Origin of the sequence: Undibacterium sp. TC4M20W (assembly GCF_049340245.1) — a bacterium.
Classification (GTDB): Bacteria; Pseudomonadota; Gammaproteobacteria; order Burkholderiales; family Burkholderiaceae_D; genus Undibacterium.
The window spans coordinates 118427-144656 of the sequence record NZ_JBMPPI010000005.1 but is presented as its reverse complement, the minus strand read 5'-3'; the positions used below and the strand labels follow the sequence as shown (position 1 = coordinate 144656).

At 49.7% G+C, this 26230-nt stretch carries 23 protein-coding genes; 13 read left to right on the top strand and 10 right to left on the bottom strand.

Annotation, left to right across the window (positions count from 1 at the left end; translation table 11 throughout):
- The first annotated feature begins 167 nt into the window (after positions 1-167).
- The 7 genes from pstS to phoR all read left to right on the top strand — a co-directional run bounded on the left by pstS (position 168) and on the right by phoR (position 6992).
- On the top strand, positions 168-1211 hold the full coding sequence (gene pstS, locus ACO0LL_RS08770) for a phosphate ABC transporter substrate-binding protein PstS (RefSeq protein WP_422950472.1): 1044 nt from the start codon (positions 168-170) through the stop codon (positions 1209-1211).
- 188 nt (positions 1212-1399) lie between these two features.
- On the top strand, positions 1400-2344 hold the full coding sequence (pstC, locus tag ACO0LL_RS08765; RefSeq protein WP_422950647.1) for a phosphate ABC transporter permease subunit PstC: 945 nt from the start codon (positions 1400-1402) through the stop codon (positions 2342-2344).
- On the top strand, positions 2344-3216 hold the full coding sequence (gene pstA / locus ACO0LL_RS08760) for a phosphate ABC transporter permease PstA (protein WP_422950471.1): 873 nt from the start codon (positions 2344-2346) through the stop codon (positions 3214-3216). The genes pstC and pstA overlap by 1 nt, the downstream gene beginning before the upstream one ends.
- 13 nt (positions 3217-3229) lie before the next feature.
- Positions 3230-4009 carry a phosphate ABC transporter ATP-binding protein PstB gene (gene pstB / locus ACO0LL_RS08755; RefSeq protein ID WP_422950470.1) on the top strand — a complete coding sequence of 260 codons (780 nt, stop codon included), beginning with the start codon at positions 3230-3232 and terminating at the stop codon, positions 4007-4009.
- Positions 4010-4111: 102 nt separating this feature from the next.
- Positions 4112-4822, top strand: coding sequence for a phosphate signaling complex protein PhoU (gene phoU / locus ACO0LL_RS08750; protein WP_422950469.1), 711 nt, complete (start codon positions 4112-4114; stop codon positions 4820-4822).
- A 9-nt stretch (positions 4823-4831) separates the two neighbouring features.
- The gene (gene phoB, locus ACO0LL_RS08745; protein WP_162041889.1) at positions 4832-5518 is read left to right on the top strand and encodes a phosphate regulon transcriptional regulator PhoB; all 687 of its coding nucleotides are present in this window, start codon (positions 4832-4834) and stop codon (positions 5516-5518) included.
- A gap of 181 nt (positions 5519-5699) precedes the next feature.
- Complete coding sequence (gene phoR / locus ACO0LL_RS08740) at positions 5700-6992, top strand: phosphate regulon sensor histidine kinase PhoR (protein WP_422950468.1); 1293 nt, start codon at positions 5700-5702, stop codon at positions 6990-6992.
- A 41-nt stretch (positions 6993-7033) separates the two neighbouring features.
- Here phoR and ACO0LL_RS08735 read toward each other — a convergent pair whose 3' ends face one another.
- From ACO0LL_RS08735 to ACO0LL_RS08715, 5 genes are all read right to left on the bottom strand, one after another.
- A complete protein-coding gene (locus tag ACO0LL_RS08735) occupies positions 7034-7273 on the bottom strand; it encodes a hypothetical protein (protein WP_422950467.1) in 240 nt (79 codons plus the stop codon).
- A gap of 76 nt (positions 7274-7349) precedes the next feature.
- On the bottom strand, positions 7350-9182 hold the full coding sequence (locus ACO0LL_RS08730) for an aminopeptidase P family protein (protein WP_422950466.1): 1833 nt from the start codon (positions 9180-9182) through the stop codon (positions 7350-7352).
- Between the two features lie 222 nt (positions 9183-9404).
- Positions 9405-9884, bottom strand: coding sequence for a GNAT family N-acetyltransferase (locus ACO0LL_RS08725; protein ID WP_422950465.1), 480 nt, complete (start codon positions 9882-9884; stop codon positions 9405-9407).
- A gap of 31 nt (positions 9885-9915) precedes the next feature.
- Positions 9916-11967, bottom strand: a complete 2052-nt coding sequence (gene metG / locus ACO0LL_RS08720; protein ID WP_422950464.1) for a methionine--tRNA ligase — start codon at positions 11965-11967, stop codon at positions 9916-9918.
- 127 nt (positions 11968-12094) lie between these two features.
- Positions 12095-13162, bottom strand: coding sequence for a hypothetical protein (locus ACO0LL_RS08715; protein WP_422950463.1), 1068 nt, complete (start codon positions 13160-13162; stop codon positions 12095-12097).
- A 300-nt stretch (positions 13163-13462) separates the two neighbouring features.
- Here ACO0LL_RS08715 and ACO0LL_RS08710 point away from each other — a divergent pair, with 300 nt between their 5' ends.
- From ACO0LL_RS08710 to ACO0LL_RS08695, 4 genes are all read left to right on the top strand, one after another.
- On the top strand, positions 13463-14344 hold the full coding sequence (locus ACO0LL_RS08710) for a DUF2167 domain-containing protein (protein ID WP_422950462.1): 882 nt from the start codon (positions 13463-13465) through the stop codon (positions 14342-14344).
- A 64-nt stretch (positions 14345-14408) separates the two neighbouring features.
- Positions 14409-15140, top strand: a complete 732-nt coding sequence (locus tag ACO0LL_RS08705) for a site-2 protease family protein (RefSeq protein ID WP_422950461.1) — start codon at positions 14409-14411, stop codon at positions 15138-15140.
- Positions 15141-15594: 454 nt separating this feature from the next.
- On the top strand, positions 15595-16932 hold the full coding sequence (gudD, locus tag ACO0LL_RS08700; protein ID WP_422950460.1) for a glucarate dehydratase: 1338 nt from the start codon (positions 15595-15597) through the stop codon (positions 16930-16932).
- 160 nt (positions 16933-17092) lie between these two features.
- Positions 17093-20014, top strand: coding sequence for a sugar-binding domain-containing protein (locus ACO0LL_RS08695; RefSeq protein WP_422950459.1), 2922 nt, complete (start codon positions 17093-17095; stop codon positions 20012-20014).
- 62 nt (positions 20015-20076) lie between these two features.
- Here the strand turns inward: ACO0LL_RS08695 and ACO0LL_RS08690 are convergent, their stop codons facing one another.
- The 4 genes from ACO0LL_RS08690 to ACO0LL_RS08675 form a co-directional block, all read right to left on the bottom strand.
- Positions 20077-20550, bottom strand: coding sequence for a DUF2269 family protein (locus ACO0LL_RS08690; protein WP_422950458.1), 474 nt, complete (start codon positions 20548-20550; stop codon positions 20077-20079).
- A complete protein-coding gene (locus ACO0LL_RS08685) occupies positions 20547-21872 on the bottom strand; it encodes an SDR family oxidoreductase (RefSeq protein WP_422950457.1) in 1326 nt (441 codons plus the stop codon). Before ACO0LL_RS08685 ends, ACO0LL_RS08690 begins: the two co-directional genes overlap by 4 nt.
- A gap of 79 nt (positions 21873-21951) precedes the next feature.
- Positions 21952-22389, bottom strand: a complete 438-nt coding sequence (locus ACO0LL_RS08680; protein WP_162041878.1) for a thiol-disulfide oxidoreductase DCC family protein — start codon at positions 22387-22389, stop codon at positions 21952-21954.
- Between the two features lie 122 nt (positions 22390-22511).
- A complete protein-coding gene (locus tag ACO0LL_RS08675; protein WP_422950456.1) occupies positions 22512-23045 on the bottom strand; it encodes a GbsR/MarR family transcriptional regulator in 534 nt (177 codons plus the stop codon).
- Positions 23046-23161: 116 nt separating this feature from the next.
- Between ACO0LL_RS08675 and ACO0LL_RS08670 the strand changes: the two genes are divergently transcribed.
- Together ACO0LL_RS08670 and ACO0LL_RS08665 are read left to right on the top strand one after the other, a co-directional pair.
- Entirely contained in the window at positions 23162-23761 is a 600-nt protein-coding gene (locus tag ACO0LL_RS08670) for a DUF924 family protein (protein WP_422950455.1), read from the top strand.
- 40 nt (positions 23762-23801) lie between these two features.
- Positions 23802-25343 carry a phage tail sheath family protein gene (locus ACO0LL_RS08665; RefSeq protein ID WP_422950454.1) on the top strand — a complete coding sequence of 514 codons (1542 nt, stop codon included), beginning with the start codon at positions 23802-23804 and terminating at the stop codon, positions 25341-25343.
- 61 nt (positions 25344-25404) lie between these two features.
- On the opposite strand, the gene ACO0LL_RS08660 is transcribed toward ACO0LL_RS08665, so the two are convergent.
- Complete coding sequence (locus ACO0LL_RS08660) at positions 25405-26091, bottom strand: carboxypeptidase regulatory-like domain-containing protein (protein ID WP_422950453.1); 687 nt, start codon at positions 26089-26091, stop codon at positions 25405-25407.
- Positions 26092-26230: the final 139 nt, after the last annotated feature.

Here is a 26230-nt window from a genome sequence, read left to right as displayed (position 1 = left end):
ATATATACGCAAGCATTCTAGACGTCTTAAATGACAAGTTTATGACAAAAAAGTGATAACAAGTGCAATTATTTCACAGGCTTTGCTTCACGTCATAATCTTGTCATATTTGGCTTGTACAGTGCGCCTCGTAGTACTGAATACTGTTATTTAACTCTGAGGTGAACATGCAAATCAAACGTGTTGTCAAAACTCTCATCGCTGCAATTGGCGTCGCTGTCACATTTGGCGCTGCTCATGCTGCCGACATTACAGGCGCTGGCGCGACTTTCCCATATCCAATTTATGCAAAATGGGCAGAAGCTTATAAAAAAGCCAGTGGCAACGGTCTGAACTATCAATCCATCGGTTCCGGTGGTGGTATCAAACAAATCAAGGCAAAAACTGTCGATTTCGGTGCATCCGACATGCCTTTGAAGGCAGAAGAGCTGGAAACTGAAGGCCTGGTGCAATTCCCAGCCATCATCGGCGGTGTAGTTCCAGTGGTTAATCTGGACGGTATCGCTCCAGGCAAAATGAAGATGACAGGTGAAGTACTGGCCGCCATCTACATGGGCAAAATCACTAAATGGAATGCACCAGAAATCGCAGCCATCAATGCCGGTTTGAAATTGCCTGCTGAAGATATCACTGTCGTACACCGCTCTGACGGCTCTGGTACTACTTTCCTGTGGACAGATTACCTGACCAAAGTCAGCCCTGAGTTCAAAACTGCTGTTGGTTCTTCCACAGCCGTTAAATGGCCAGTCGGTGTAGGTGGCAAAGGTAACGAAGGCGTAGCTTCCAGCGTCAAGCAAATCAGAAATTCCATCGGCTATGTTGAATACGCTTATGTGAAGAAAAACAAGATGACTTACACCTTGTTGAAAAATGCTGATGGCCAGTTCGCTGAACCAGATGATGAAAACTTCAAATCCGCTGCTGCTGGCGCTGACTGGAGCAAAGCTCCAGGCATGTACCTGGTATTGACTAACCAGCCTGGCAAAATCACCTGGCCTATCACTGGTGCTTCTTTCATCCTGTTGCACAAAGCGCAGGCTGATGCTGAAAAAGGCAAAGAAGTATTGAAATTCTTTGACTGGGCATTCAAAAACGGTGGCGCAATGGCTGCTGAACTGGAATATGTTTCCTTGCCAGCACCGGTTGTCAAACTGATCGAAGACAACTGGAAAGCAAAAGTCAAAGATGCTTCCGGTAAAGCGCTCTGGTAATAAAAAGTTTGACCCTGTTCAGACATTGAACTAAACAAATCGAGGCAATCCGGAACTGTCCGGATTGCCTTCCGGTGGAAAAGACACCCATGACTACCCAAATGTCCTCCGTCAACATGACTGCACCAACTGCAATCCCACCCGCTAATAACGCACTACCTCAGGCCGGTCAGATCGACCTTGCGAAAATGGCTGCAGTAATGCGCCGCCAGCGTTGGCAAGATTTCTTTTTTCATAAACTGACCTTTACTTTCGCCGCCCTTGTGATGGTGGTGCTGGTCGGTATTATTATTTCTCTGTTCCTGCGCTCGATTCCGGCGATGAAGGAATTTGGCCTGTCATTCATCTGGACCATAGAATGGGACCCGGTCAATGACAAGTTTGGCGGCATGATCGCCATCGTCGGCACACTGGTGACATCGGTCATCGCCCTGTTGATTGCCTTTCCTGTCAGTTTTGGTATTGCCCTGTTCCTGACCGAGATTTGTCCTAACTGGCTCAAGCGTCCACTGGGTACGGCAATTGAATTGCTGGCTGGTGTACCGAGTATTATTTATGGCATGTGGGGTTTGTTTGTATTTGCGCCCTTGTTTTCGCAATATGTGCAACCGGCCCTGGCTGCAACGCTGGGTAAATTGCCGGTGATAGGTATTTTGTTCTCCGGCCCCATGATAGGCATGGGCATGCTGTCAGCCGGTATCGTCCTGGCAATCATGATTATCCCTTTCATTTCTTCAGTCATGCGTGACGTGTTTGAAGTGGTGCCGCCGGTACTCAAGGAATCCGCTTATGGCCTGGGTTGCACCAAGTGGGAAGTAGTCCGTAAGATTGTGCTGCCATACACAAAGATAGGTGTAGTGGGTGGTGTCATGCTGGGTCTGGGTCGTGCACTTGGCGAAACCATGGCAATTACCTTCATGATCGGTAATTCGCATCACCTGTCCTGGTCGTTGTTTGCCGCCGGTAATAGTATCGCTTCCACTCTGGCAAATGAATTTGCAGAGGCAGAAACAGTCTTGCACACATCTTCCTTGTTCTTGCTTGGCCTGATTCTGTTTGTCATCACGTTCATTGTTTTGTCGGCTGCCAAACTGATGTTGCTGGGCTTGTCCAGAAAAGAAGGAGCCAAATAATGGAAAACTCAACAATGCAATCTGCCAGCAACCCGGTGTATCGCCGCCGTTTGCTGATGCATAAACTGGGCATAGGTTTGTCGTCATTTGCGATGGCACTGGGTATATTTTTCCTGATGTGGATATTGTTTACCCTCATGACAAAAGGACTGAGTGCCGTCAATGTAGCCATGTTCACAGAGTCAACGCCTGCCCCAGGCAGTGATGGCGGCGGTTTGATGAATGCGATCTTTGGTAGCTTTGTGATGGTCGTCAGTGCCGCCCTGATCTCAACACCTATCGGTATTCTGGCTGGTATTTATCTGGCAGAGTATGGTGATAAAAGCTGGTTTGGCTTCGTCACACGTTTTGTGACCGACATCATGCTCTCTGCACCGTCCATCGTGATAGGCTTGTTCGTGTATGCAATCTATGTTGCGCACGTCAAGCATTTCTCTGGCTGGGCTGGCAGTATCGCCATTTCACTGATTGCCATTCCAGTGGTTGTCCGTACTACCGATAATATGCTGGGTCTGGTGCCGACGAGTTTGCGTGAAGCTGCATTTGCGCTGGGCGCACCTCGCTGGAAAGTGGCTTTGCTGATACGTTTGCGTGCCGTCAAAGCAGGCGTCGTAACAGGTATTTTGCTGGCAGTGGCACGTATCTCCGGTGAGACTGCACCTTTGCTGTACACCGCCCTGAGCAATCAGTTCTTCAATGCCGACATGAACAAGCCTATGGCCAACTTGCCGATGGTGATTTATCAGTTTGCGATGAGTCCCTACGACAACTGGCGTGAGCTGGCCTGGGGTGGTGCATTGTTGATCACCTTCAGCGTCCTCGGTTTGAATATTTTGTCGCGTACTTTGTTTAACCAAAAAACACAGCATTAATACTGGCCTCGATATGACTACTACTCAAGACAACCAACAGAAAAAAGCAATCGAAATCGGCGGGCTGAATTTCTTTTATGGTGCGACACGCAGCCTGCGCGATATCAATCTGAATATCTACGACAAAAAAGTCACTGCCTTCATCGGTCCATCAGGTTGCGGCAAATCGACTTTGTTGCGTACCCTGAACCGCATGTATGACCTGTATCCTGGCCAACGTGCTGAAGGCAATATCATCTATAACGGCAAAAATATCCTGGATGCGGATCAGGACATTAACTTGCTGCGCGCCCGCGTCGGCATGGTGTTCCAGAAACCTACACCTTTCCCTATGTCGGTATATGACAACATCGCTTTCGGTGTGCGTCTGTATGAAAACCTGTCCAAGGGCGAGATGGATGAGCGCGTTGAATGGGCCTTGAAAAAAGCCGCAATCTGGACAGAAGTGAAAGACAAACTCAACAAGAGCGGTCTGAGTTTGTCAGGTGGCCAGCAACAACGTCTGTGCATCGCGCGTGGCGTATCCGTGAAACCGGAAGTCTTGTTGCTGGACGAGCCAACCTCAGCGCTGGATCCTATCTCTACAGTCAAGATCGAAGAACTGATCAATGAACTGAAAGAGGAATATACCATCGCCATCGTCACCCATAATATGCAGCAGGCAGCCCGTTGTTCTGATTACACTGCTTATATGTACCTTGGTGAACTGGTCGAGTTTGGTGAGACTGATCATATCTTCATGAATCCGGTGAAGAAAGAAACTCAAGACTATATTACTGGCCGTTTCGGCTAACAGACGTACCATGCTTGCGCAGATTTATCCGTGGGAGCACGGATAGATTATATTGCGCGAGCTGGCGTTTATATTTTGCAATTGCGAATTCAGGAGAAACCTGTGACAGGCGAACACTCTTCAAAACAATACGATATGGATCTGGAGACTATACGCTCCAAGGTCTTACTGATGGGCGGCTTGGTGGAAAGCCATTTTCATGATGCGATGTCCTGCTTCCGTACCGGTAATGCGGTACAGGCAGAAGCCGTGATTCAGTCTGACCTCGAAGTCAATCGCCTCGAAGTGGCACTAGACGATATGTGCAGTCACCTCATCGTCAAACGCCAGCCAGCAGCAAATGACTTGCGCACTGTCATGGCAACCGGCAAGGTCATTACTGATCTTGAACGCATCGGTGATGAATCAACTAAAATTGCCCGTATCTCCAGAGATGCAGCAGCTGGCAAACGTGGCGTACCGATGTTCAGCGGCTATGAAACCGTGCGTGTACTGGCCAGCAGTGTGGCAGACATGTTGCATCAGTCTCTCGATGCCTTTGCCCGTCTTGACGGTGGCAAGGCTGTACAATTGATTGCTCAGGATGCGCTGATTGACAATGATTTTCGCTCCATCATGCGTAACCTGATTACTTTCATGATGGAAGATCCAAGTACGATATCATCGTCGCTAGATGCGCTGTGGGTAGCCAAGGCGATAGAGCGTATCGGCGATCATGCAAAAAATATTGCTGAACATACGATTTATATCGTTGAAGGCAAGGATATCCGTCATTCAGATTATGTGGCTAGCAAGCAGGAACAACAGAACTAATTATTGATAATGGCTACAGACACAACAATACTCATCGTAGAAGATGAACCGGCAATCGTAGAACTGGTCAGTTTTTCCCTGCGCGCTGCAGGCTGGAACACTTTTGCTGTCAACACGACAGCAGAAGCCTGGGAATATTTGCAGCGCCGTACACCTCAATTGATTTTGCTGGACTGGATGTTGCCTGATCAGAGCGGTTTGCGTCTGTTGTCCAAGATACGCTCAGACCGTCAGTTCAATGAAATCCCCGTCATCATGCTGACCGCAAAGAGCATGGAAGAAGACAAGATTGCTGGTCTTGACCATGGTGCTGACGATTATGTCACCAAGCCTTTTTCGCCGCGTGAACTGACTGCCAGAATCAAGGCCCTGCTGCGCCGCAAGAGCCCTGAGCATGCCCAGACCGCCCTGACGGCAGGCTCTGTAGTACTTGACCCTGTCAGTTGCACGGTCAAGATAGAAGACAATAAGGTCGATATTGGCCATGCTGAATACAAGCTGCTGAAATTCTTCATGGCGCATCCGGAACGCGTATTTTCACGCAGCCAGTTGCTTGACAAAGTCTGGGGCGACCATGTCGTCATCGAAGAGCGGACGGTAGATGTCCATGTTCTGCGTCTGCGCAAAGTCTTGAAGAATGCAGAATCTCTGATCAAGACCGTGCGTAGCGTTGGCTACATGCTGTCTGAAAAATAAACTGGCAACAGCGCTCATGCTATTTACGGCATCGCACACTGCATAAGCTATATGCAGTGTGGCAGCGCCATTCCTGTTTGGGAATACCTTGCAAACATTGCTCACTGATATCAGTAAAACCTATATCATTACATTTGTGCATTACATTTCAAGCAATTACTGAGAACCCTCAGGACCCACTATGTCTCCACGCCTTATTTTCTGGATTTCTGCATTTGTACGCATCGTCCTGGTTCTCATGGGAGCCGCATCTGCTATGTATATATGGGGTCCGGTAACAGGTTTGGTGTTAGGCCTGATCGGTATGGTGACCCTGTTTTGCGTACAGCTATTTTATTTGCAGCGCCTGGCAGACTGGCTGGATAACCCGAATAGTTCACGTTTGCCCGATGGCTGGGGGGCCTGGACTGATATATTTTCACGCCTGTATAAGCTGCGTCGTGATGATGAAAAAAACCAGGCTGAGCTGGCAGAGTGGCTTGCACGTTTTCGCCAGGCCATGACCTTGCTGCCGGATGGCGTGGTCATTATGGATGATGTGCTGTTTCTGGAATGGTGTAACCCGGCAGCAGAAAGCCACCTTGGCCTGAGCCATGCGCAGGACAAGGGCATGCGCGTGACCAATCTGGTGCGTAGCCCTGAATTCATGGATTACATTATCCTCGGGCGCTACGAGACACCGTTGACGCTGTCCTTCCGCGACCGCAAATTGATTGCCCACATCATCCCGTTTGAAAACCGCCGCCAGATTCTGGTGACGCATGATGTGACTGAATCAGAGCGCATAGACATGATGCGACGCGACTTTATCGCCAATGCATCGCATGAATTGCGTACCCCGCTGACTGTGATTAATGGTTTTCTGGAAATCGCTTCCATGCAGGATGACCTCGATAACCACACCCGCAATATGCATCTGAAACTGATGACAGAGCAGGGTGAGCGTATGCAGCGTCTGGTAGAAGACATGCTGACCCTGACGCGACTGGAATCGGTGGATTATCCGCCACGGCCAGAGCGCATCAGCATGCTCGGTTTGCTGGAGCAGATATTGCAAGAGGCGCATGCCCTGTCTGCTGGCAAGCATAAAATCACGCTGGAATGTACTGGCCCCGACATTCGCGGTAGTAATGATGAAATCCGCAGTGCGCTGACCAATCTGGTCACGAATGCGATCCGCTATACACCTGAAAATGGCAACATCAAGATCAGTTGGATAGATACTGCAAATGGCCCTAAATTTGCGGTGTTGGACGATGGTATAGGAATTAGTGCCGAACATATCTCGCGCCTGACCGAACGGTTTTACCGCGTCGATAAAAGCCGTTCGCGCGAGACCCAGGGCACGGGTTTGGGGTTGGCGATCGTTAAACATGTGCTGCTCAGGCACAAGGCGAATTTGTTGATTGAATCTACACCTGATGTGGGTAGTAAATTCTGCGTGCAGTTTCCGTGTTCGGCAGTCAGCGTATAAAAGCTGTCTTTCAAGAAAAAAAAGCCGCATCGGCGGCTTTTTTATTTCTTGTTTTCGTGATAGATGCGAAGTAACTCTGAGACTGGAATATCATTAATCTTCATGCCGGTAACATCACTGCTTTCTATAGTGATGTTTTTAAATGAACAGTTTGCGAAGCGGCATGCTTCCAGATCAACGCTAAAAAATTTGCTGGCCCGTAAATTTATTTCATTAAAATTTGAGTCAGCCAAATCCATACGATGAAAATCCCTGCCTTGCAAAAGTTTGCTGTCTTCCATTAGATGTCTCTTCACATTAAATTTAGTGATTACCCACTGCCTGCGTAGTGGGCAAATAATAATGTCGCCAGTCCGATTAGTTAGCTGAACGCAGCAGGGGCTGGGTTCTTTCCTTCAGCCATTCCAGCGCCGTACCGCTGACGCGTGGGGACAGACGCTGCAAGACTGTAGCATGGTAATCATTGAGCCATTTGATTTCGTCTTCACGCAATAAGTCTACTGTGATGCAGCGTGTGTCTATGGGACAGAGCGTCAGTGTTTCAAATTCCAGGTACTCACCAAATTCGGTTTGCATGGCTGGCACGTTCAGCAGCAGGTTTTCTATGCGCACGCCCCATTTGCCAGGGCGGTAAATGCCGGGCTCATTGGAGGTGATCATGCCGGGCTCCATCGCCATATGGGATTCTGCTATTGCAGGGGAAATGCTTTGCGGACCTTCATGCACATTCAGGAAATAGCCTACGCCATGGCCAGTGCCGTGACCATAGTTAACGCCATCAGCCCAGATAGGCGCTCGTGCCACGGTATCTAGCATGGGCGACAGCGTGCCACGCGGGTAACGCATTTGCGAGAGGTTGATCATGCCCTTCAAGACCAGGGTGAAGTCACGCTTTTGCGCTTCTGATACCTGGCCTACAGGAACAACGCGGGTGATGTCCGTTGTGCCATTCAGGTATTGTCCACCGGAGTCGATGAGCAGCAGTCCATCACCTTCGATGACGGAATGTGATTCCTTGGTGGCGCGATAATGCGGCATGGCACCGTTGGCATTGAAGCCAGCGATGGTATTAAAACTGGGTGAGACAAAATGAGGCTGACGTGCACGGGCCGCACAAATTTCTTCATCTATAGTCAGCTCAGTGATGCGCTGCTTGCCGAATGCACCTTCCAGCCAGGTGAAGAATTCACACAGTGCTGCGCCATCCTGCTCCATGGCTTCGCGCACGAATTGAGCTTCTTCTGCAGTCTTGCGGGATTTGGCAAATACAGAGGGATTGATGGCTTCGATGACTTTCACTCCGTCTGGAATACTTTGGCGGAAACCGTAAGTGATTCTGCGCGGGTCTATCATGATGCTGCTATCTGCTGGCAGGGCTGCCAATGCAGTAGCTGCTTCGCTATAGTCTGCCAGGCTGATGCCATCTTTGGCCAGTACCACAGCCAATTCTGTCGGAACTTTGCCTGCCGAGACGAACAATTTTGCATCAGTCTGGCTGATCAGCGCATGACCAACAAAGACAGGGTTATAACTGACATCAGCGCCACGCAAATTGAAAATCCAGGCCAGGTCATCGACAGTAGAAATAAAATGCCAGTCAGCGTTTTGGCTACGCATCTGTTCGCGTAACATCGCCAGTTTGTCGGCGCGGGCGACTACTGCATAGGGTGCTGCATGTTCATAGATCGCAGCCTGTGGCAGGCTGGGGCGCTCGTCCCACACTTTATCCAAAAGATCATGGCTGGTATTGAATCTGATGCCCTTGCTTTGTAAGGCATGTTCCAGTGCCCTGGCAGTTGCCAGACCCAATACTGCGCCATCTACACCCACCGTTTGTCCGGGCTGCAAATTGCTGGCCAGCCAGTCTATGTAAAGTGTGGCTGCAGCAGATGCGATTTTCATCATCTTGATGCCAGTTGGTGCCAGTTCTGTTTCTGCCGAACTCCAGTAGCGGCTATCTACCCACAGACCTGCAAAATCCGCTGTAACAATTAGCGTGCCTACCGAGCCAGTAAAGCCAGAGAAATAGCTGCGTCCTTGCCAGCGGTCAGGCAAATACTCTGACAGATGCGGATCGGAGGACGGCACGATATAGGCATCCAGACCCTGCGCATGCATGACAGCGCGTAATTGCACGAGGCGGGCAGGGATGGGGGAAGTGATGGCAGAAGGGCTAACAGGGCTGTTCATGGATGGATTTCCAAAGCAGGATAGACAGGATTGAGGCTAAGTTTAATACGAAGACGGCGTAAATACAGGCCGAGTTTGACGGTATGGCTTAAGTTATTTCGTAAGTTATTTCGTAAGTTATTACTTAAGTCATTGCTTAAACATCATCACTCGTCTGGATTAACAAAACTGGAGAATAGTATACCTAAAATATATTATATAAGAGCAGATATGCCGATTTCTTTAATTTCTTAAGAATCGCCGCATGACATGCGGGGCAGGCTCATTCGAATTGGCGTGGGAATATTCAAGCTCAGGCGCGAGTTCAAATTCAAAGGCGGCATACAAGTCCAGCAGACGGGGCTGGTCACTGCGTACACCGAGGCGTAATTCTTCTATGCCAGATGTCTGCGCCGCATGAATCACGGCTTCGAGTAAATGCTGTGACAGGGCTTCACCCCGAAAAGCAGGCAAGACCCCCATGCGCAGCATTTCCCAGCAATTATTTTCTGTATCCAGCGGCAACCAGCGCACCGAACCTACTGGTTCATCATTCAGCAACAGGACAAAACCGCCACCCTGCATCAAGTCATTGCAGACACGCTCACTGCTTTCATGGTGGCCGCTGGAGGTAGCGGCTACCTTGTCAGTCCAGCAAGTGCGGGTCAGATGCGCTATGAGTTGCGCATCTTCTATGACAGCTTCACGGACAACAATATTCATACGCTGGTACTGTATCTACGCACAAAAGATATTAACGTACACGCATGCCAGGTTGGGCACCAGGCCAGGCTTCCAGTATGTACAAACCTGGGTTAGCCTTTTCATCAGCAGCAGATGCTGCCAATACCATGCCTTCTGACATGCCAAACTTCATCTTGCGTGGTGCCAGGTTAGCCACCATGACAGTGAATTTGCCTATCAACTGCTCTGGCTGGTAAGCAGACTTGATGCCTGAGAACACATTGCGGGTACGGCCTTCGCCTACATCCAGCGTCAGGCGCAAGAGTTTGTCTGAACCCTCTACATGTTCACAATTGACGATCTTGGCAATGCGCAGATCAACTTTGGCAAAGTCGTCGATCTTGATTTCTTCGGCCAGTGGTTCGATATCACTGGATGCAGTTTCAGTAGCAGCCGCTACACCCTGATCTGGCTTTTCAAATAATTCATCAAAAATTTTCACATCGATTCTTTGCATCAGATGTGCGTAAGGATTGATTTTATGCAGATGTGGTAATGGTGTCGCTACATCTGCCCATTGCAGTGGGTCGATATTCAATTGCGTTTCTACCTGTGTTGCCAGTTGCGGCAAGACTGGTTTCAGGAAGATAGTCAAAATACGGAAAGCTTCCAGCAAGCGGCTACAGACTTCCTGCAATTTTGCATCGTTCTCGGCCTTTTTTGCCAGTTCCCAGGGCTTGTTGGAATCGACATAGGCATTCACCAGGTCAGCCTGTTCCATCGCTGCACGCAAGGCTTTGCCGTATTCACGTGCTTCAAACAAGGCCTGAATTTCTGGCGCAACATTGCGCAAATTATTGAGGAAAGCGTCATCTGCTGTTGCCCAGTCAGTCGCCACCACGCCGTCGAAGCGCTTGGTGATGAAGCCGGCAGCACGACTGGCGATATTGATGTATTTGCCAATCAGGTCAGAATTGACACGTAATGCGAAATCTTCTGGATTCATGTCCAGATCTTCAACCTTGGCATTCAGTTTGGCGGCGAAGTAATAACGTAGCCATTCTGGATTCATGCCCAGCTCAAGATAGCGCAGTGGTGAAATGCCAGTACCGCGCGACTTGGACATTTTTTCGCCAGATATATTCACAAAGCCATGCGCATAAACATTATCCGGTGTTTTATAGCCAGAAAACTTCAGCATCGCTGGCCAGAACAGGGTATGGAAATAAGTGATGTCCTTGCCGATGAAATGGATTTGTTCAGTCGTCGGATCAGCCATGAATGCATCGTAATCACGGCCGATTTTACCGAAGTAATTTTTCAGCGAAGCGAGGTAACCCACAGGTGCATCCAGCCAGACATAGAAATACTTGCCCGGTTGGTCAGGAATCTCGATACCAAAATAAGGCGCATCGCGGCTGATATCCCAGTCGCCCAGGCCGCCTTCGCCTTCCAGCCATTCCTTGCATTTATTCGCTACTTCAGACTGCAGGCGGTTGTCTTTCAAAGCCCAGCCACGCAAGAATTCCACGCATTTTTCATCAGACAGTTTGAAAAAGAAATGCTCGGACGATTTCATGATCGGTGTCGCACCAGTCAGGACAGAATAAGGATTCTTCAATTCTGTCGGCGCATACACGGCGCTGCAGACTTCACAGGAATCGCCATACTGGTCCTTGGCGCCGCATTTAGGACATTCGCCCTTGATGTAACGGTCAGGCAGGAACATATTTTTGACTGGGTCAAAAAACTGTTCTATGGTCTTGCTGGTGATGAAGCCAGCAGACTTCAGCTTGCGATAGATGTCCTGCGACAACTGATGGTTTTCTTCGCCATCAGTTGAATGCCAGTTATCAAACTGTATATGGAAGCCGTCGAGGTATTGTTTGCGTCCGGCAGCGATCTGCGCCACAAAAGCTTGAGGCGTGATGCCAGCTTTTTCAGCAGCTATCATGATAGGTGCACCGTGTGCATCATCCGCGCCGACGAAATGTACCTCGTGACCAGACATTCGCTGATGCCTTACCCAGATGTCAGCCTGGATATATTCCATGATATGACCAAGGTGGAAGGGCGCATTAGCGTACGGCAGGGCAGTGGTAACAAACAGCTTACGGGTCATGGTTGATGCACTTTTTATGAACGGACAAGAGCATTATTCTAACAGCGAATGCATAAATTGCAGCCGCTATGCCCTGATCCTGGGGGTAGTAAGGGAGTTTTTGTGTTATTTTGTTAATGGATGCCGTTCAAACTACCCAGGCACCATTCCTATAGACAACTTCATCGTCCAGTTTTACGGCTTCGGTAACGGCGAAAACATCGACATGATGGCGGCCTTCACCACGCTTGATATGCGGCTTGGCATAGCTGCCATGCTTGGCCCCCAGGGATAAATGGACACCGCACATGCGCTCATAAGTGCCTATGTCACGTACCGTCTTATCTTTGGAAAAGGCCTTGTTCATTCCAAAACCCAGTTCGCGCACCCAGACTACGCTGTCGTCAGCACGAATATTGGCCAGCACCCGATCAAATTCAGGCGTGGAATTGATGGCATCAACGACCTGGCCTTTTTCCACGATCAGGGTAATCGGCTGTTCCGGGCGATTGACGGTAAATGTCGTGTCGCCAAAGGCAAAGATGCGGATTTGACCATACACATCTTCCAGCGCCACCGATTCGGTGAACACTTCACCAATAGGGAACTGGCCGCCGACATTATTCATCAGGCGATAGTCGCCGACATTGAGCTTGGCTGGCTCAAATCGGCCACTGAAGACCAGTTCAGCGCCGCCACTATCGACGACACCACCGCTGGCCTGGTCAATTTTTTGTTTGAGCGCATTGCCAGTGCCGCGATAGTAGTTGGCATCATAGGCCAGCGACTCTATGTAATACAGGTTTTCATCACCTTCCATTCGTGCAAGGTGTGGATGTTCTATGACCTTCAAACCACGTTTGAATAACTCCACCCGCAGCCTGTAGGCTTCGAGGCGAAAATTGGTAGATTGTATTAACACCGCCAGATCAGACGCCTGCAAGGCATTCAAGGTCGATAAAATCAGTTCTGGTGTTTCTGCATCAAAATCGATAAAGCGTGCATTGGGCAAGCACGCGCGATAGGCGCTGGTCAGTGCCACTGCCAATGGACAGCGCTGGTCATACACGACTACAGCCTGATGTTGATCAGTATGTTCAAAGGCCAGTTGCAGGATGTCGCGCAAATGCTGTGCTGCTATTGCAACTGTTGCCGCAGGCAATATCTCCATCGGTTTTTCTGGATTTGTAGCTGGATTAACGATGGGGATGGTCATGATTTTGCCTGCGCCTGCCACATCAATAGATGCAGGCAGTTTATTTACGGTGAGAGCTTTAGCTGAGGCCGCTATTTTAACTTCTAACAGCAAAGCATGGATTTGATTTAGTGCAGTTTTCAAGGCATTATGCTTAACTTTATGGAAACTAAATGTGTATAAATACATAATATCCATGAATCTGCAGTGCTTATCTGTAGTAGTTAATCTGTATTACTTAATTCAGCGTACTCAATAAATGATGAGCAAATGTCAGGATGCCATATTGCTCATCAAAATATAAATTCACAGGGAATGAACATGATCGCCAAGCAGTTTTTAAAGTGGGTATTAGCCTTATTTGTTGCAGTCTTTAGCCATTTTGCTTACGCGCAAAATGCGGCTGCCGATGCAGAGGTCAAAGCAGCATTCGACGAAGCAAAAAAAGTCATGCAGGCAGGCCCGGCAGAAATCAAAATGATAGATCAGGCAGTATTGAAAGTGCCAGCCGGCCAAATTTTTATCCCCATGCCTGAGGCTGGTCGCATCATGCGTGCCATGGGCAATTCGTCTGACCCTAGTTTGCTTGGTGCCATCTTCCCAGAAGAAGGGCACTGGATGATTGTCGCGCGCTACCAAAAATCTGGCTATATCAAGGATGATGATGCCAAAGACTGGAATGCCGACGATTTGCTGAAAAGCTTAAAGGAAGGTACGGAAGCGGGAAATAAAGAACGTGTACAGCGCGGTATCCCTGAAATGCAACTGGTGGGCTGGGCAGAAAAGCCGAATTACGAAGCCACAACCCACAGGCTGGTGTGGTCAGCAATTACCAAGGACAAACAGGGCAGCAGCGACAGGCAGGGCGTGAATTACAATACCTATGCGCTGGGCCGTGAAGGCTATATCAGCCTGAACCTGGTGACGGCATTGAACGATTTGCCACAACAAAAATCCATCGCTAAAGATTTATTGGGGCATCTGGAATTTACAGACGGCAAGCGTTACAACGATTTTAATATCAGTACCGATAAAGTCGCTGAGTATGGCCTGGCAGCTTTGGTTGCCGGTGTCGCTGCCAAAAAACTGGGTTTGTTTGCCCTTATCTTCGCTTTCTTTGCCAAGTTCGCCAAACTGGCGCTGGTTGCCGTGGTAGGCTTGGGCGCATTGATAGGCAAATTGTTTGGCCGTAATAAAGCGTAAAGTTATAAAAGCTTGAAGCTATGAAGCTTAAAGTCCAGGCAAAAATAAATAGGATGTAATAAAAATGATGAAGCTGCTGTTCCTGCTGTTTTCCGGCGTCAAATTTAGCAAATTGCTGGCGTCGGGCGGCACCATGATTATTTCTGTCGCTGTCTATGCCTGGATATTTGGCTGGTGGTATGCCGTGGGGTTTGTCTTGCTCATGTTTGTGCATGAAATGGGCCATTACATCGCTGCCCGCCAGCGTGGTCTGAATGTAGGCCTGCCTACCTTCATCCCTTTTTTGGGGGCCTGGATAGAATTAAAAGACATGCCGCATGATGCCGAGACCGAGGCTTACATTGGCCTGGGTGGGCCATTAGCTGGCACTGTTGGTTCTATCCTCTGTTACTTCCTTGCCCGTAATTACGATAGCGATTTATTGATGGCGGTAGCGTATTCAGGCTTCTTTTTGAATCTGTTCAATATGATACCGCTGTCGCCTTTTGACGGTGGTCGCATCACTGCCGTGCTGACTCCGCGCATCTGGTTTGTCGGTGTGCCGGTGTTGCTGGCTTTGTTTTATTATCGCCCCAGCCCCATGCTGATCATTATCGGGTTACTGGCCTGGCCACAATTGTGGCGCGCCTGGAAATATGATCCTCAGGCGGAAGAGAACAAGGCTTACTACAATATGTCTGGTGAGGTACGTTTTACCTATGCGGCTTATTACCTGATCTTGCTGGGTTTTCTGGCGGTCATGACGAATGATGTGCACGAGCTGGTGCAGACAGCACGTCAGGTCAAAGGGATTTAGTTTATTGTTCCGTAAGTTTTGCTGATCGAAGGCGGGTCTGGGTAATGATTCCGCCTGCCTCTGCCTCTTCCCATCTTCCCATCTTCCCATCTTCCCATCTTCCCATCCTCCTGGACTTGCTCATGCTTGCTGGCGGCATGTATGAATTTACTCTTCCATTTGCGCTTCCCTTTAGCTGAATGATGGTGCTTGTTGCGCTACCATTTTTCGTCTAAATCTCAGATGAAAAAGCAATTTACTGAAAATTCTTCCATGCTTGTAAAAATAATCATGTGCGTGATTGATGTGCGAATCAATTGCTGACTGAGTCATTTTCATAGGAGGAATGCGTACAAAATCCCGTTTTTCATCCCATCCTGTTGATGGCGCCTGGTCTTGACCTCTTGTTTTGATAGCGCTACCATTTTCATCAATACGCCAAGCTTAAGTTGTCATTTTTCTGATGAAAAGAACCATGTCCAATCCATCAAGTACGCCAGTACTCGTCAATTTACAAGTCATCCCGGTTGCCGGTCATGACAGCATGTTGCTTAATCTCAGTGGTGCACACGGTCCATTTTTTACCCGCAATATCGTAATACTCAGCGATAGTCTGGGTAATACCGGTGTTGGTGAGGTGCCAGGTGGCGAAGCCATACGGCAGACCATACTTGATGCCCGTGATTTGCTGATGGGTAGGGGTATAGGCGATTATCAAGGCATATTGAACCGGGTGCGGGATGCTTTTGCACACCGGGATAGTGGCGGGCGCGGCAAGCAGACTTTTGATTTGCGCATTGCCGTGCATGCTGTCACAGCACTGGAATCTGCCTTGCTGGATTTGCTGGGCAAGTTCCTGGAAGTGCCAGTCGCTGCGCTGCTGGGGGAAGGGCAACAGCGTGCTGCTGTGAAAATGCTGGGCTATCTGTTTTTTGTCGGTGACCGCAGACTCACTGAACTTCCCTACATCAGCAACCGCGATGCCGACGATGACTGGCTGCGCTTGCGCCATGAAGCAGCCATGACACCCCAAGCGATTGTGAAGCTTGCCGACGCTGCCTATAAACGCTATGGCTTTAACGATTTTAAACTCAAGGGCGGCGTCTTGCGCGGTGAAGATGAAATGGAAGCCGTTACTGCGCTGGCTGAAAGATTTCCACAGGCGCGCATCACGATTGACCCCAATGGTGGCTGGTTACTCAAAGATGCCATACGCCTGTGCCGCGACAAGGCAGATGTACTGGCCTATGCAGAAGACCCTTGCGGTGAAGAAGGAAGTTTCTCTGGACGCGAAGTCATGGCTGAATTCAAACGGGCTACGGGTTTGTCAACTGCCACTAATATGATCGCCACTGACTGGCGCGAACTAGATCATGCAGTACGCCTGCAGGCGGTGGATATTCCCTTGGCTGACCCACATTTCTGGACTATGCGCGGGGCGGTCAGGGTCGCGCAGTTATGCCAGCAATGGAGGCTGACCTGGGGTTCGCATTCCAATAATCATTTCGATATTTCGCTCGCGATGTTTACGCAAGTGGCCGCTGCAGCACCTGGCGACATCACGCCAATTGATACTCACTGGATATGGCAAGATGGCCAGCGCCTGGGCAAGCAGCCTTTGCAAATTATTGATGGCATGGTGCAGGTGCCGCAAACGCCAGGCCTGGGTGTAGAGCTGGACATGGCCGAAGTGGAGCGTGCGCATCGCCTGTATCGCAGCATGGGCCTGGGCACGCGTGACGATGCAGTGGCCATGCAATATCTGATACCTGGCTGGAAGTTTGACCGCAAAAGACCTTGCATGCTGAGATAAGACATTTTCCTGATCCATGTCCTGCGCTGAATTGCGCGAACTTCAACTATTTATGGGTATCCATTCCATGCGAACATCACGATTGCTGCGGGCGCTACGGCTTTTTTTCACTGGTTTCTTATTCCTGCTTATAGGTTTGTATGCGGGATTGCATACGGATATGCTGCAAGCAGCACAAACCAGCCCAACTATCCCGGCGCGCAGCACCTATGACTTCAACCCCGGCTGGAAACTATATGTCGGCGATGCACCGGGCGCAGCAAATTCCGCCTTTGATGATGCCAGTTGGAAGGCCATCACTTTGCCACATGCATGGAACGAAGATGAAGCATTTAAAAAGGATATCGCTGATCTTTCGACTGGCATTGCCTGGTATCGCAAGCGTTTCCGTTTGCCTGCGGGGGCTGTGGCGGGCAAGGTTTTTCTGGAGTTTGAAGGTGTGCGCCAGGCGGCAGAAGTGTTTGTGAATGGCAAATCCGTCGCCTTGCATGAAAACGGCGTCATGGCTTTTGGCGTCGATATCAGTGAGGCTGTGACTGCGGGTGAAAACACCATTGCAGTGCGCACTGACAATGCCTGGGATTACCGTGAAAAAGCGACTAACCAGCGCTATCAATGGTCGAACAATAATTTCAATGCGAATTATGGTGGCATCCCCAAGAATATCCGCCTGCATCTGAGTGGCCGCCTGTATCAGACCTTGCCCTTATATTCCAATCTGGGTACTACCGGCACTTACATCTATGCGCAGGATTTTGATGTGGCCAGCAAGGCCGCCACGATTACTGCCGAATCCCAGGTCAGAAATGAAACAGCTGCCGCCAGCAGCGTGGTCTATGAAGTTGCCATCACCGATCTCGATGGCAAGAAGGTCGCCACATTTTCCAGTCAGGCACAAACCATCGCGGCTGGTCAGACAGTAATAGTGAAAGCCAATGCACGTGTCAGCAAACTGAATTACTGGAGCTGGGGTTATGGTTATCTTTATGATGTCGGCACAACACTGAAAGTGAATGGCCGTGCTGTGGATATCGTGCATACCCGCACCGGCTTTCGCAAAACTGAATTTGCCAATGGCATGATCAAATTGAATGACCGTGTACTGCAAATGCATGGCTATGCACAACGTACCTCGAATGAATGGCCAGCAGTTGGCATGTCAGTGCCGCCCTGGTTGAGTGACTACAGCAATCAGTTGATGGTAGCAAGCAATGGCAACCTGGTACGCTGGATGCATGTGACGCCCTGGAAGCAGGATGTGGAATCTGCCGATAGGGTAGGGCTGATACAAGCCATGCCAGCAGGTGACTCTGAAGCAGATGTTGATGGCCGTCGCTGGGAACAGAGAGTGACTTTGATGCGGGATGCTGTGATTTATAACCGCAATAATCCCAGCATCCTGTTCTATGAATCCGGCAACAAAGGTGTCAGTGAAGCCCATATGCGCGAGATGAAGGCCATACGTGATCAATATGACCCTTATGGCGGGCGCGCTGCTGGCAGCCGGGAAATGCTGAACAGCCAGGTAGCAGAATATGGCGGTGAAATGCTCTACATCAACAAGAGTGCCAGGCTGCCTTTCTGGGCCATGGAGTATTCGCGTGATGAAGGTCTGCGAAAATACTGGGATAACTATACTGCGCCGTATCACAAGGATGGTGATGGCCCTCTGCACAAGGGGCAAGATGCCAGCATCTACAACCGCAATCAGGATTCCCACGCCATAGAAAATGTACAGCGCTGGTACGACTATTGGCGCGAACGACCGGGCACCGGCAAACGGGTCAGTAGCGGTGGCGTGAATATCGTTTTCTCTGATACCAATACCCATCATCGCGGTGCTGAAAATTATCGCCGTAGTGGCGAAGTTGATGCCATGCGCATACCCAAAGACGGCTTTTATGCGCATCAGGTTATCTGGGATAGCTGGGTGGATGTAGAACAGCCACGCATACATATCATAGGCCACTGGAATTATACGCCAGCGACCACCAAGGCGATAACAGTGGTGTCCAGTGCGGATGCAGTGGAATTGTACTTGAACGGCAAATCACTAGGCAGGGGTGAGCAAAGTTCACGCTTCCTGTTCAGCTTCAGGGACATAAGCTGGCAGGCTGGTGAGTTGCGCGCCGTTGGTTATGCCGCAGATGGCAACAAGCTTTGTGAAGCCGTATTGAAAACAGCGGGTGAACCGGTGGCTTTGCGCCTGAGTGTCAAAGCTGCGCCAACTGGCTGGCGTGCCGATGGCGCTGACCTGGCGTTGGTTGAGGTGGAAGTCATAGACGCAAACGGCCAGCGCAATCCTGTGGCACTGAACCTTGTTAATTTTAAACTGGATGGCCCGGCAGAATGGCGCGGCGGTATTGCGCAAGGTGAAAATAATTTCATCTTGTCTTCCAGTTTGCCGGTGGAGGGAGGTGTCAATCGCGTGTTGTTACGCAGCACTACCCAGGCCGGGAAAATACGCCTGACTGCTATCACCGCAGGCTTGCGACCTGCGAGTCTGGAAATGACTACAAAACCGGTCAAAGTAGATGCCGGTCTGGGTACACAACTGGCTAGCGCGCAATTGCCGTCCTACCTGGGAAGAGGTCCGACTTCAGCTACCGCTTCATTCAAAGCATCCCGCCTGGCGATGGATATTGCCAAGGTCACAGCGGGTAGCAATGCCGACACTGCCGCCAAGTCCTTTGATGACGATGAAACCACCGCCTGGCACAGCAGCAGTGTGCCAGGTGAAGCATGGATAGCCTATGAACTGGTGCGTCCAGCCACCCTGACCGAAGCTGTTTTTAAATTCACTGGCTGGCGTGAGCGTAGCTACCCCATACGTATCAGTGTTGATGGCAAGCTGGTCTACGAGGGTTTGACACCCAAGAGTCTGGGTTATGTCAGCCTGCCTTTAAAGGCTGTGCATGGCAGTATCGTCAAAGTGGAGCTGACAGGTATGGCAACAGACAGCGACAAGGCATTTGCCATGCAAGAGGTCGCCAATCAAAAGAATACGGATACCGGTGCCAAAGTCGTCGCCAAAGGAGCGCTGTCGATTATTGAGGCAGAATTCTATGAGGCTCTGCATTAAATAGTGAGGGTAGCCAGTCTGTTGCCGTCAGCAGGCTGGCTATATTTGGATGTCTCAAGTTATTAAAAACTGGGCTTGTTCACCATCAAAAAGTACACGCCTATCATGGCGATGAATGCTGGATAGCCCAGCCATTCCCATATCTTTGCATAGCGCCAGTACATCTCTGGCAGCACAGTCGTATTGTTGGCATCGGCAACTTCGAGCATGGCTTTCATGCGTATTTGCAGCCATACCACAGGCAACCAGCAGGCACCGGCAAACAGGTACAAGACAAAGGACCACATGATCCAGGGTGTGCTCAAGGGCCAGCCTGCCATGTGCACCATGGCAAAACCGGTCAGGGGCTGAATAATCACAGCAGGTGTGGTAAAGCACCAATCAGCCAGTACCACCAGCCGCGCGACCACGACTTGCGCCTTGAATTGCCTGCTGCGGTTGGTAAAGAACATATAAAACGCCGAGCCAAAGCCGGTACCAACCAGTAAGACAGAAGACAGGACGTGCAGGGTTTTAAGCAAGAGATAGGTGTTCATTTTGTGTCTTTTCGTGTGACTGTTTGATGAGCAAATAAATAAACGAGTAAAGCCAGGATAGGCAGGTTTTTCAGGACCGGGCCAAATGGATGTAAATAATATTCAGGCGAGTAAATCGCAATGATGCCGCTATAGCCAACAATCAGGGCAATCTGCATCAGCCATAAAATGCGCCTTGGCCAGAGCAGGGTAGCCATACCCAGGCACAGATCCAGCGTCGATGCGGCCATCAGCATGAACATCGCAGGCGCACCGCTAAGGCCGAGAGGTTGCAATAAAGCCAGGCTGCCAGAGATCGGGTAAAGACCAAATGATACAGCGGCAGTAACAAACCAGACCAGTGCCAGCACATAGCGAAACAATGGCAGGCTCCAGCCCGCAATCGCGCTGCTGGCGAGCATATGGGCGGGGATGCCAGTGAACCAGTCTTTATGCGATCTTGCTGGCCTGCCCAGGTGTGTTGCAAAGCTCGTAGCATCAGCAATATTGTCTTGCTCGAGCATGCGTAAACTATCTGGTGTCAGCAGATTTTGCGGCAGCAGTGTGGCCGCGCGGGCGGCGAAGCGCATCACAGGCATGGGAATAGAAAACATGCATTGCGCAGGCATGCCCATGGCTGTTCGATAAATTTCCAGCATGCGCCGGTAAGACAGCGCTTGCGGGCCAACGGCATTCAAGACCATGCTATGACGGTTTTCATCAACAAGCCAGAGCGCGATTGCCGCGCACAAGTCATTTACATGAACGGGTTGTACTTGTTGCTCACCACGCCCCGGCAAACCAAGCACAGGTAAGCTGGCCATGCCGCGGAATAACTGGCTACTGCCACCGTCAGTGCCAACCACCAAAGAAGGGCGCAGGATCAGGTAGTTGAGGCCGCCAGGACCGATATCCATGAGTACCTTGTCAGCAGCGCGCTTGCTGCGCATATAGCCCGTCATGGTTTCAGAATGTTCAGCCTCGTTCGTGCCACCGAGAGCAGATATTTGTATGACTGCTTTGACGCCACATCTGGCGGCTGCATAAAACAAGGCAGCAGGTGCATCGCGATGAATGGCATCGAAACTTAACTCTGTCGTTTCATTGAGTATGCCGACGGCATTAATGATGACATCGATTTGCCCAAGGCTGCGCAGATGTTTTTCCCAGATGGCTGGCTCGGTATCCTGCGCATAATTGATCGCTATTTCTTCAGGATCAGTCAGGCGTTCAGGCAGTTTGGGTTTGCGTACACCGTGACAGACTTCATGCCCGGCATCTTGCAAAATCTGACTGATATGGCGGCCTAAAAAACCTTGGGCGCCGCAAATAAGAATTCTCATGATCTTGTTTTTGTAAGGGCTTACGCAAAATTGTCCGGTCAAGGCGCTGCACTGCAACTGTGCCGGTTTTGCGTAAATTTTATTTGATGTCGCAGCGACCTTCTTTGCAAGCGCGGCTACGTTTTTCAGCACGTCTGGCGGCAATGCGCAAAATGGAATCTGCAAATACTTCAGAAACCCAGTGACGGTTTTTGGCGAAATGCTCATAGCCCCAGTTACAGATGGGTTTGAGTATGGGCCAATTACTGAATGCTGTCAGCCAACCAAGGCCCGCAGCACGGTAGGCGAGGTGTATGACTTCTACACCAGTCACGACTGTACCATCGGGTTTGATGCCATGAATGACGCGCATCACTTCTGTCAAACTCACGCCATATTTTGCGACATCAAAACCAGGTGCTGAAGCATCAATGAAATTCAATTTATTCAATTGATCGCGCTCACGCAAGTTGTCCATCTCCAGCTTGCAGACAGGGCAGGATGCGTCGTACAGAAGGGTCAGTGGATAGTCGCTCATTTTAATCTTTCTCAACTTTAACTTTTATTTCTGATATTTCTGTCTAAACAGAAATGTATCTTCAAAAAAAATGCCTGAGCATTTTTTCTTGTGCGTATCAGATGAATACTGTTGCAACACGCTTATTGCTTGTCATCCCCACGCACAAATTTTTGTACTGCCGCACCCATCTTCAACAGCTTCATCAGGGTATTTGGTTCCAGTCTCAGCATTTCATCAGTCCAGGTGGTGACGGTCTTCATCAACGCCAGGGTTTCTGCTATGCGCAACTGTGTGGCCTTGTCTTCCTGATCCAGATCCGGGCTATCCAGACATTGTTGCAAGGTGGCGATAGTGGGGTTGAACTCCCTTTCCTTACGCTCGCGTACTACTGTGCGAAACAATTCCCAGACATCCAGCGAAGTTTCATAATGCGCCCTGCGGTCACCCATGACATGCGCCAGTTTTACCAGCTTCCAGTTTTGTAGCTCTTTCAGTGAATTGGACACATTCGATCTTGCCACACCCAGTGTGTCTGCAATTTCTTCTGCCTGCATGGGGCAACCGACGATATACAGCAGAGCATGAATCTGGCTCACGGTACGGTTAACACCCCATAAGGTGCCCATTTCGCCCCAGTGCAGGATAAATTTTTGTTTGACGGGTGTAAGTTCCATAAGCACAGTGTAGTTAATTCCCTTATTTCAGTCAAGACAGAAATAAAAGAATTATTAATTTCCTTAATGAAAAGATAAAATTGCTCACAATGAAGCTTAAATCTTAGGGGGCATAGATGGATGATGTACATGCAGTATTAAATTTCTGGTTTGGCCTGGATGCCGACGATGCAAAGACTGCGCAATCCCAGGCCAAGCTATGGTGGTCCAAGAGTGATGACCTCGATGCTGCAATCAGGGATGGCTTTGCCAACCTGACCGAACAAGCCATACAGGGTGAATTGTCGGGCTGGGAAAATACGGTCGAGGGCAGGCTGGCATTGATTATTCTTTGTGATCAGTTCCCCAGGAATATGTACAGGAACCTGCCTGAATCTTTTGCCTATGATGAGCAGGCCAGGCTTTACTGTGAGGCAGGCCTGCAATTGCAGGCAGACCGTCAGTTGCGCCCCATACAAAGAGTATTCTTTTACCTGCCACTCGAGCACTCAGAGTCGCTGGCAGATCAGGACAAGTCAGTTGCCTTGTATGATGCATTGCGCCGCGAGGTGCCAGAAGCACAGCGCGAGACTTTTGATGGTTTTTATAAATTTGCGATAAAGCACCGCGCGATCATTGGCCGTTTTGGCCGTTTCCCGCACAGGAATGCGATATTGGGACGTACATCAACTGCGGATGAACTGACATTTTTAGCTGGACCCGGCTCTTCATTCTAAAGCCAGAATTATCAGGCAATCTACCAGGGAGTACTCAAGCATGACAGAGCAACTTGCAAGGCCGGGCGTTTATGTTACTGAAGTGGATGGATTTTCCAGTGCTGTGGTGGCAGTGCCCACCGGTATTCCGGTATTTCTTGGCTATACGGCAAAAAATAGCGCAAAGACAGCAAAAGCAGCCAGCGCAACTCTGCCTGTACGCATTTCGTCTATGGTGGAATACATTGATATCTTTGGTGCTGCTCCACAGATAGAGTACGACTATGTCAGCAATAGCCAGGCAACACCGCCATATCAGGCCAATAAGGCTGCTCCGGCTTTTGGCTTGTACTATGGCCTGGAATTGTTTTTCAATAATGGTGGCGGGATTTGCTATGTACTTTCACTTGGTACGTATGATGATGTGATTTCTGCCGGAGCTTTTGGCAAAGACGTCTATACGCATGCATTGCCTGTTGCTGCTGCTTGCACAGAAGCCGATTTGCTGGTCATGCCAGATGCTGTGCATCTTAGCTTCGATGACTGGGTTAGCGTGTCGCAACTGACATTGCAAAGCTGTGAACAGTCGCAGCACATCATATGTGTACTGGATGTGCACAATGGCTATTTGCCTGCGGATGGCACTGCACAAGACCCCATTACAGGTGGCAACGGCAGCGGTGGCTTCTACAAGATTGCCGGGCTGGGTGAAGAGTTCAATAAATATGGTGTCAGTTATTATCCATGGCTGAATACGAATATCGTTAGCCTCAGTGATGTAGATTACAGCTGGATTTCTGCCGCCAGCTTGCCCTTGGTGGTAGCAGATTTGACGACAGAAGCCCCCGCTTTATTTCCACCCTCTACTTCAGATGCGCTTTCGCCCAAGTTGCAGTCTTATCTCAATATCGTCAACGCATTGACTCAGGCAGGCGATGCAGTGGCAGTGCGCCAGCGTCATCAAAGCCTGATGGCGGTGTCACCCCTGTATCGATCCTGCATGAGTAATATCGCTACCAGCGTTAACCTGTTGCCGCCAGCAACCGCGATGGCGGGCGTATATGCACGTACCGATCATACTTTTGGCGTTTTTCAGTCGCCCGCCAATACAACAATCATCAATGCCATTTCTCCGGCAGTGACTATCAGTGATCAGGAGCAGGAAAATTTAAATATGCCCTTGAATGGCATGGCGGTGAATGCCATACGCACGTTTCCCAACTACGGGCTGCTGGTTTGGGGTGCACGCACTCTGGCCGGGAATAGTGATGACTGGCGTTATATCAGTGTAAGGCGCACCATGATTATGCTGGAGCAATCAATAAAAACTGCATTGCTGTCTTATGTGTTTCAGCCCAACACTAACCTGACTTGGGTAGCGGCTACTTCTACGATTAGCAATTTTTTGAATACGCAATGGAAGGACGGTGCACTGGTTGGTAGCAAGGCAGCTGATGCATTTAGCGTCAGTATAGGGCTGGGTAGCACCATGAGCTCGCAAGATATACTGGATGGCGTGATGAACGTCACAGTAAAGGTCGCGCTGGTACATCCTGCAGAATTTATTGTACTGACTTTCCAGCAACAAATGCAAACAAGCTAAGCTTATTAAACTGTTTGCGAGTGCCCGGTGCTTTGCCGGGCACTCTCCGAATCACATCAAATCAATCATAACCAAATGTCGCCGTCTTGCTCAAGTTGCGGGGTGCTGGCGGTGCCTTGGGCACGAAACTGAACTGGAATTTGACATTGGTCGGGCCATCGTTCGCCACTTGCACGGTTTGCGCCAGTGGTTCGCCAAACATATTCGGCGCCCAGGCTTTGACTTCATACTTGCCCGCTGGCAGGTTATTAAGGGCGACACTGCCTGACGCATCGGTCTTGGAAAAATATGGCGTATCAACCACATAGATAAAGCCGCGCATCCAGTCATGGAAGTGGCAAACCAGGGCAACTTCTCCCGCTTTATCAAATACGATGGGAGCTGGCTCTTCTTTTTTGCTATTCACACGCAATTCAAAAGTCTTGGCAGGAGAAAATGATTTCAGGTGATGCTCGTGATTATCCTTATTGGGAAAACGCACTTGAGTGCCGCTGCGTATGACAGTCAGGAAAGGGCTGAAAGCATAATTCTCTTGCGCCACGATGCTGGTGTCGCCGGGCTTTTTGGCAGGTGAGGGCGTATCCAGCGGCGTTGCAAACAGGACGGCATTACCCATGGCTTGCCCATTCTTGTCGGTCAGATGTCCCACCAGCAAGCCAGCCTGGGCAGCCAGGGAATAACTGAATAATCCTAAAGCAGTCAATGACAGGCAGAATTTACGGGGCAGCAGTTTTACTAGTATTTGCATCAATTTCTCCTGATTTTCTTGTAAAAACAAATGAGCGCAGGGCTATTATGCTTGAACTTTATTTGGCAAGGGAGTTTGCGTTTCCTCAAGAGGCCCACTTACAACAGGCCTGTCATCAAGGATTAAGCAAGGATTAAGC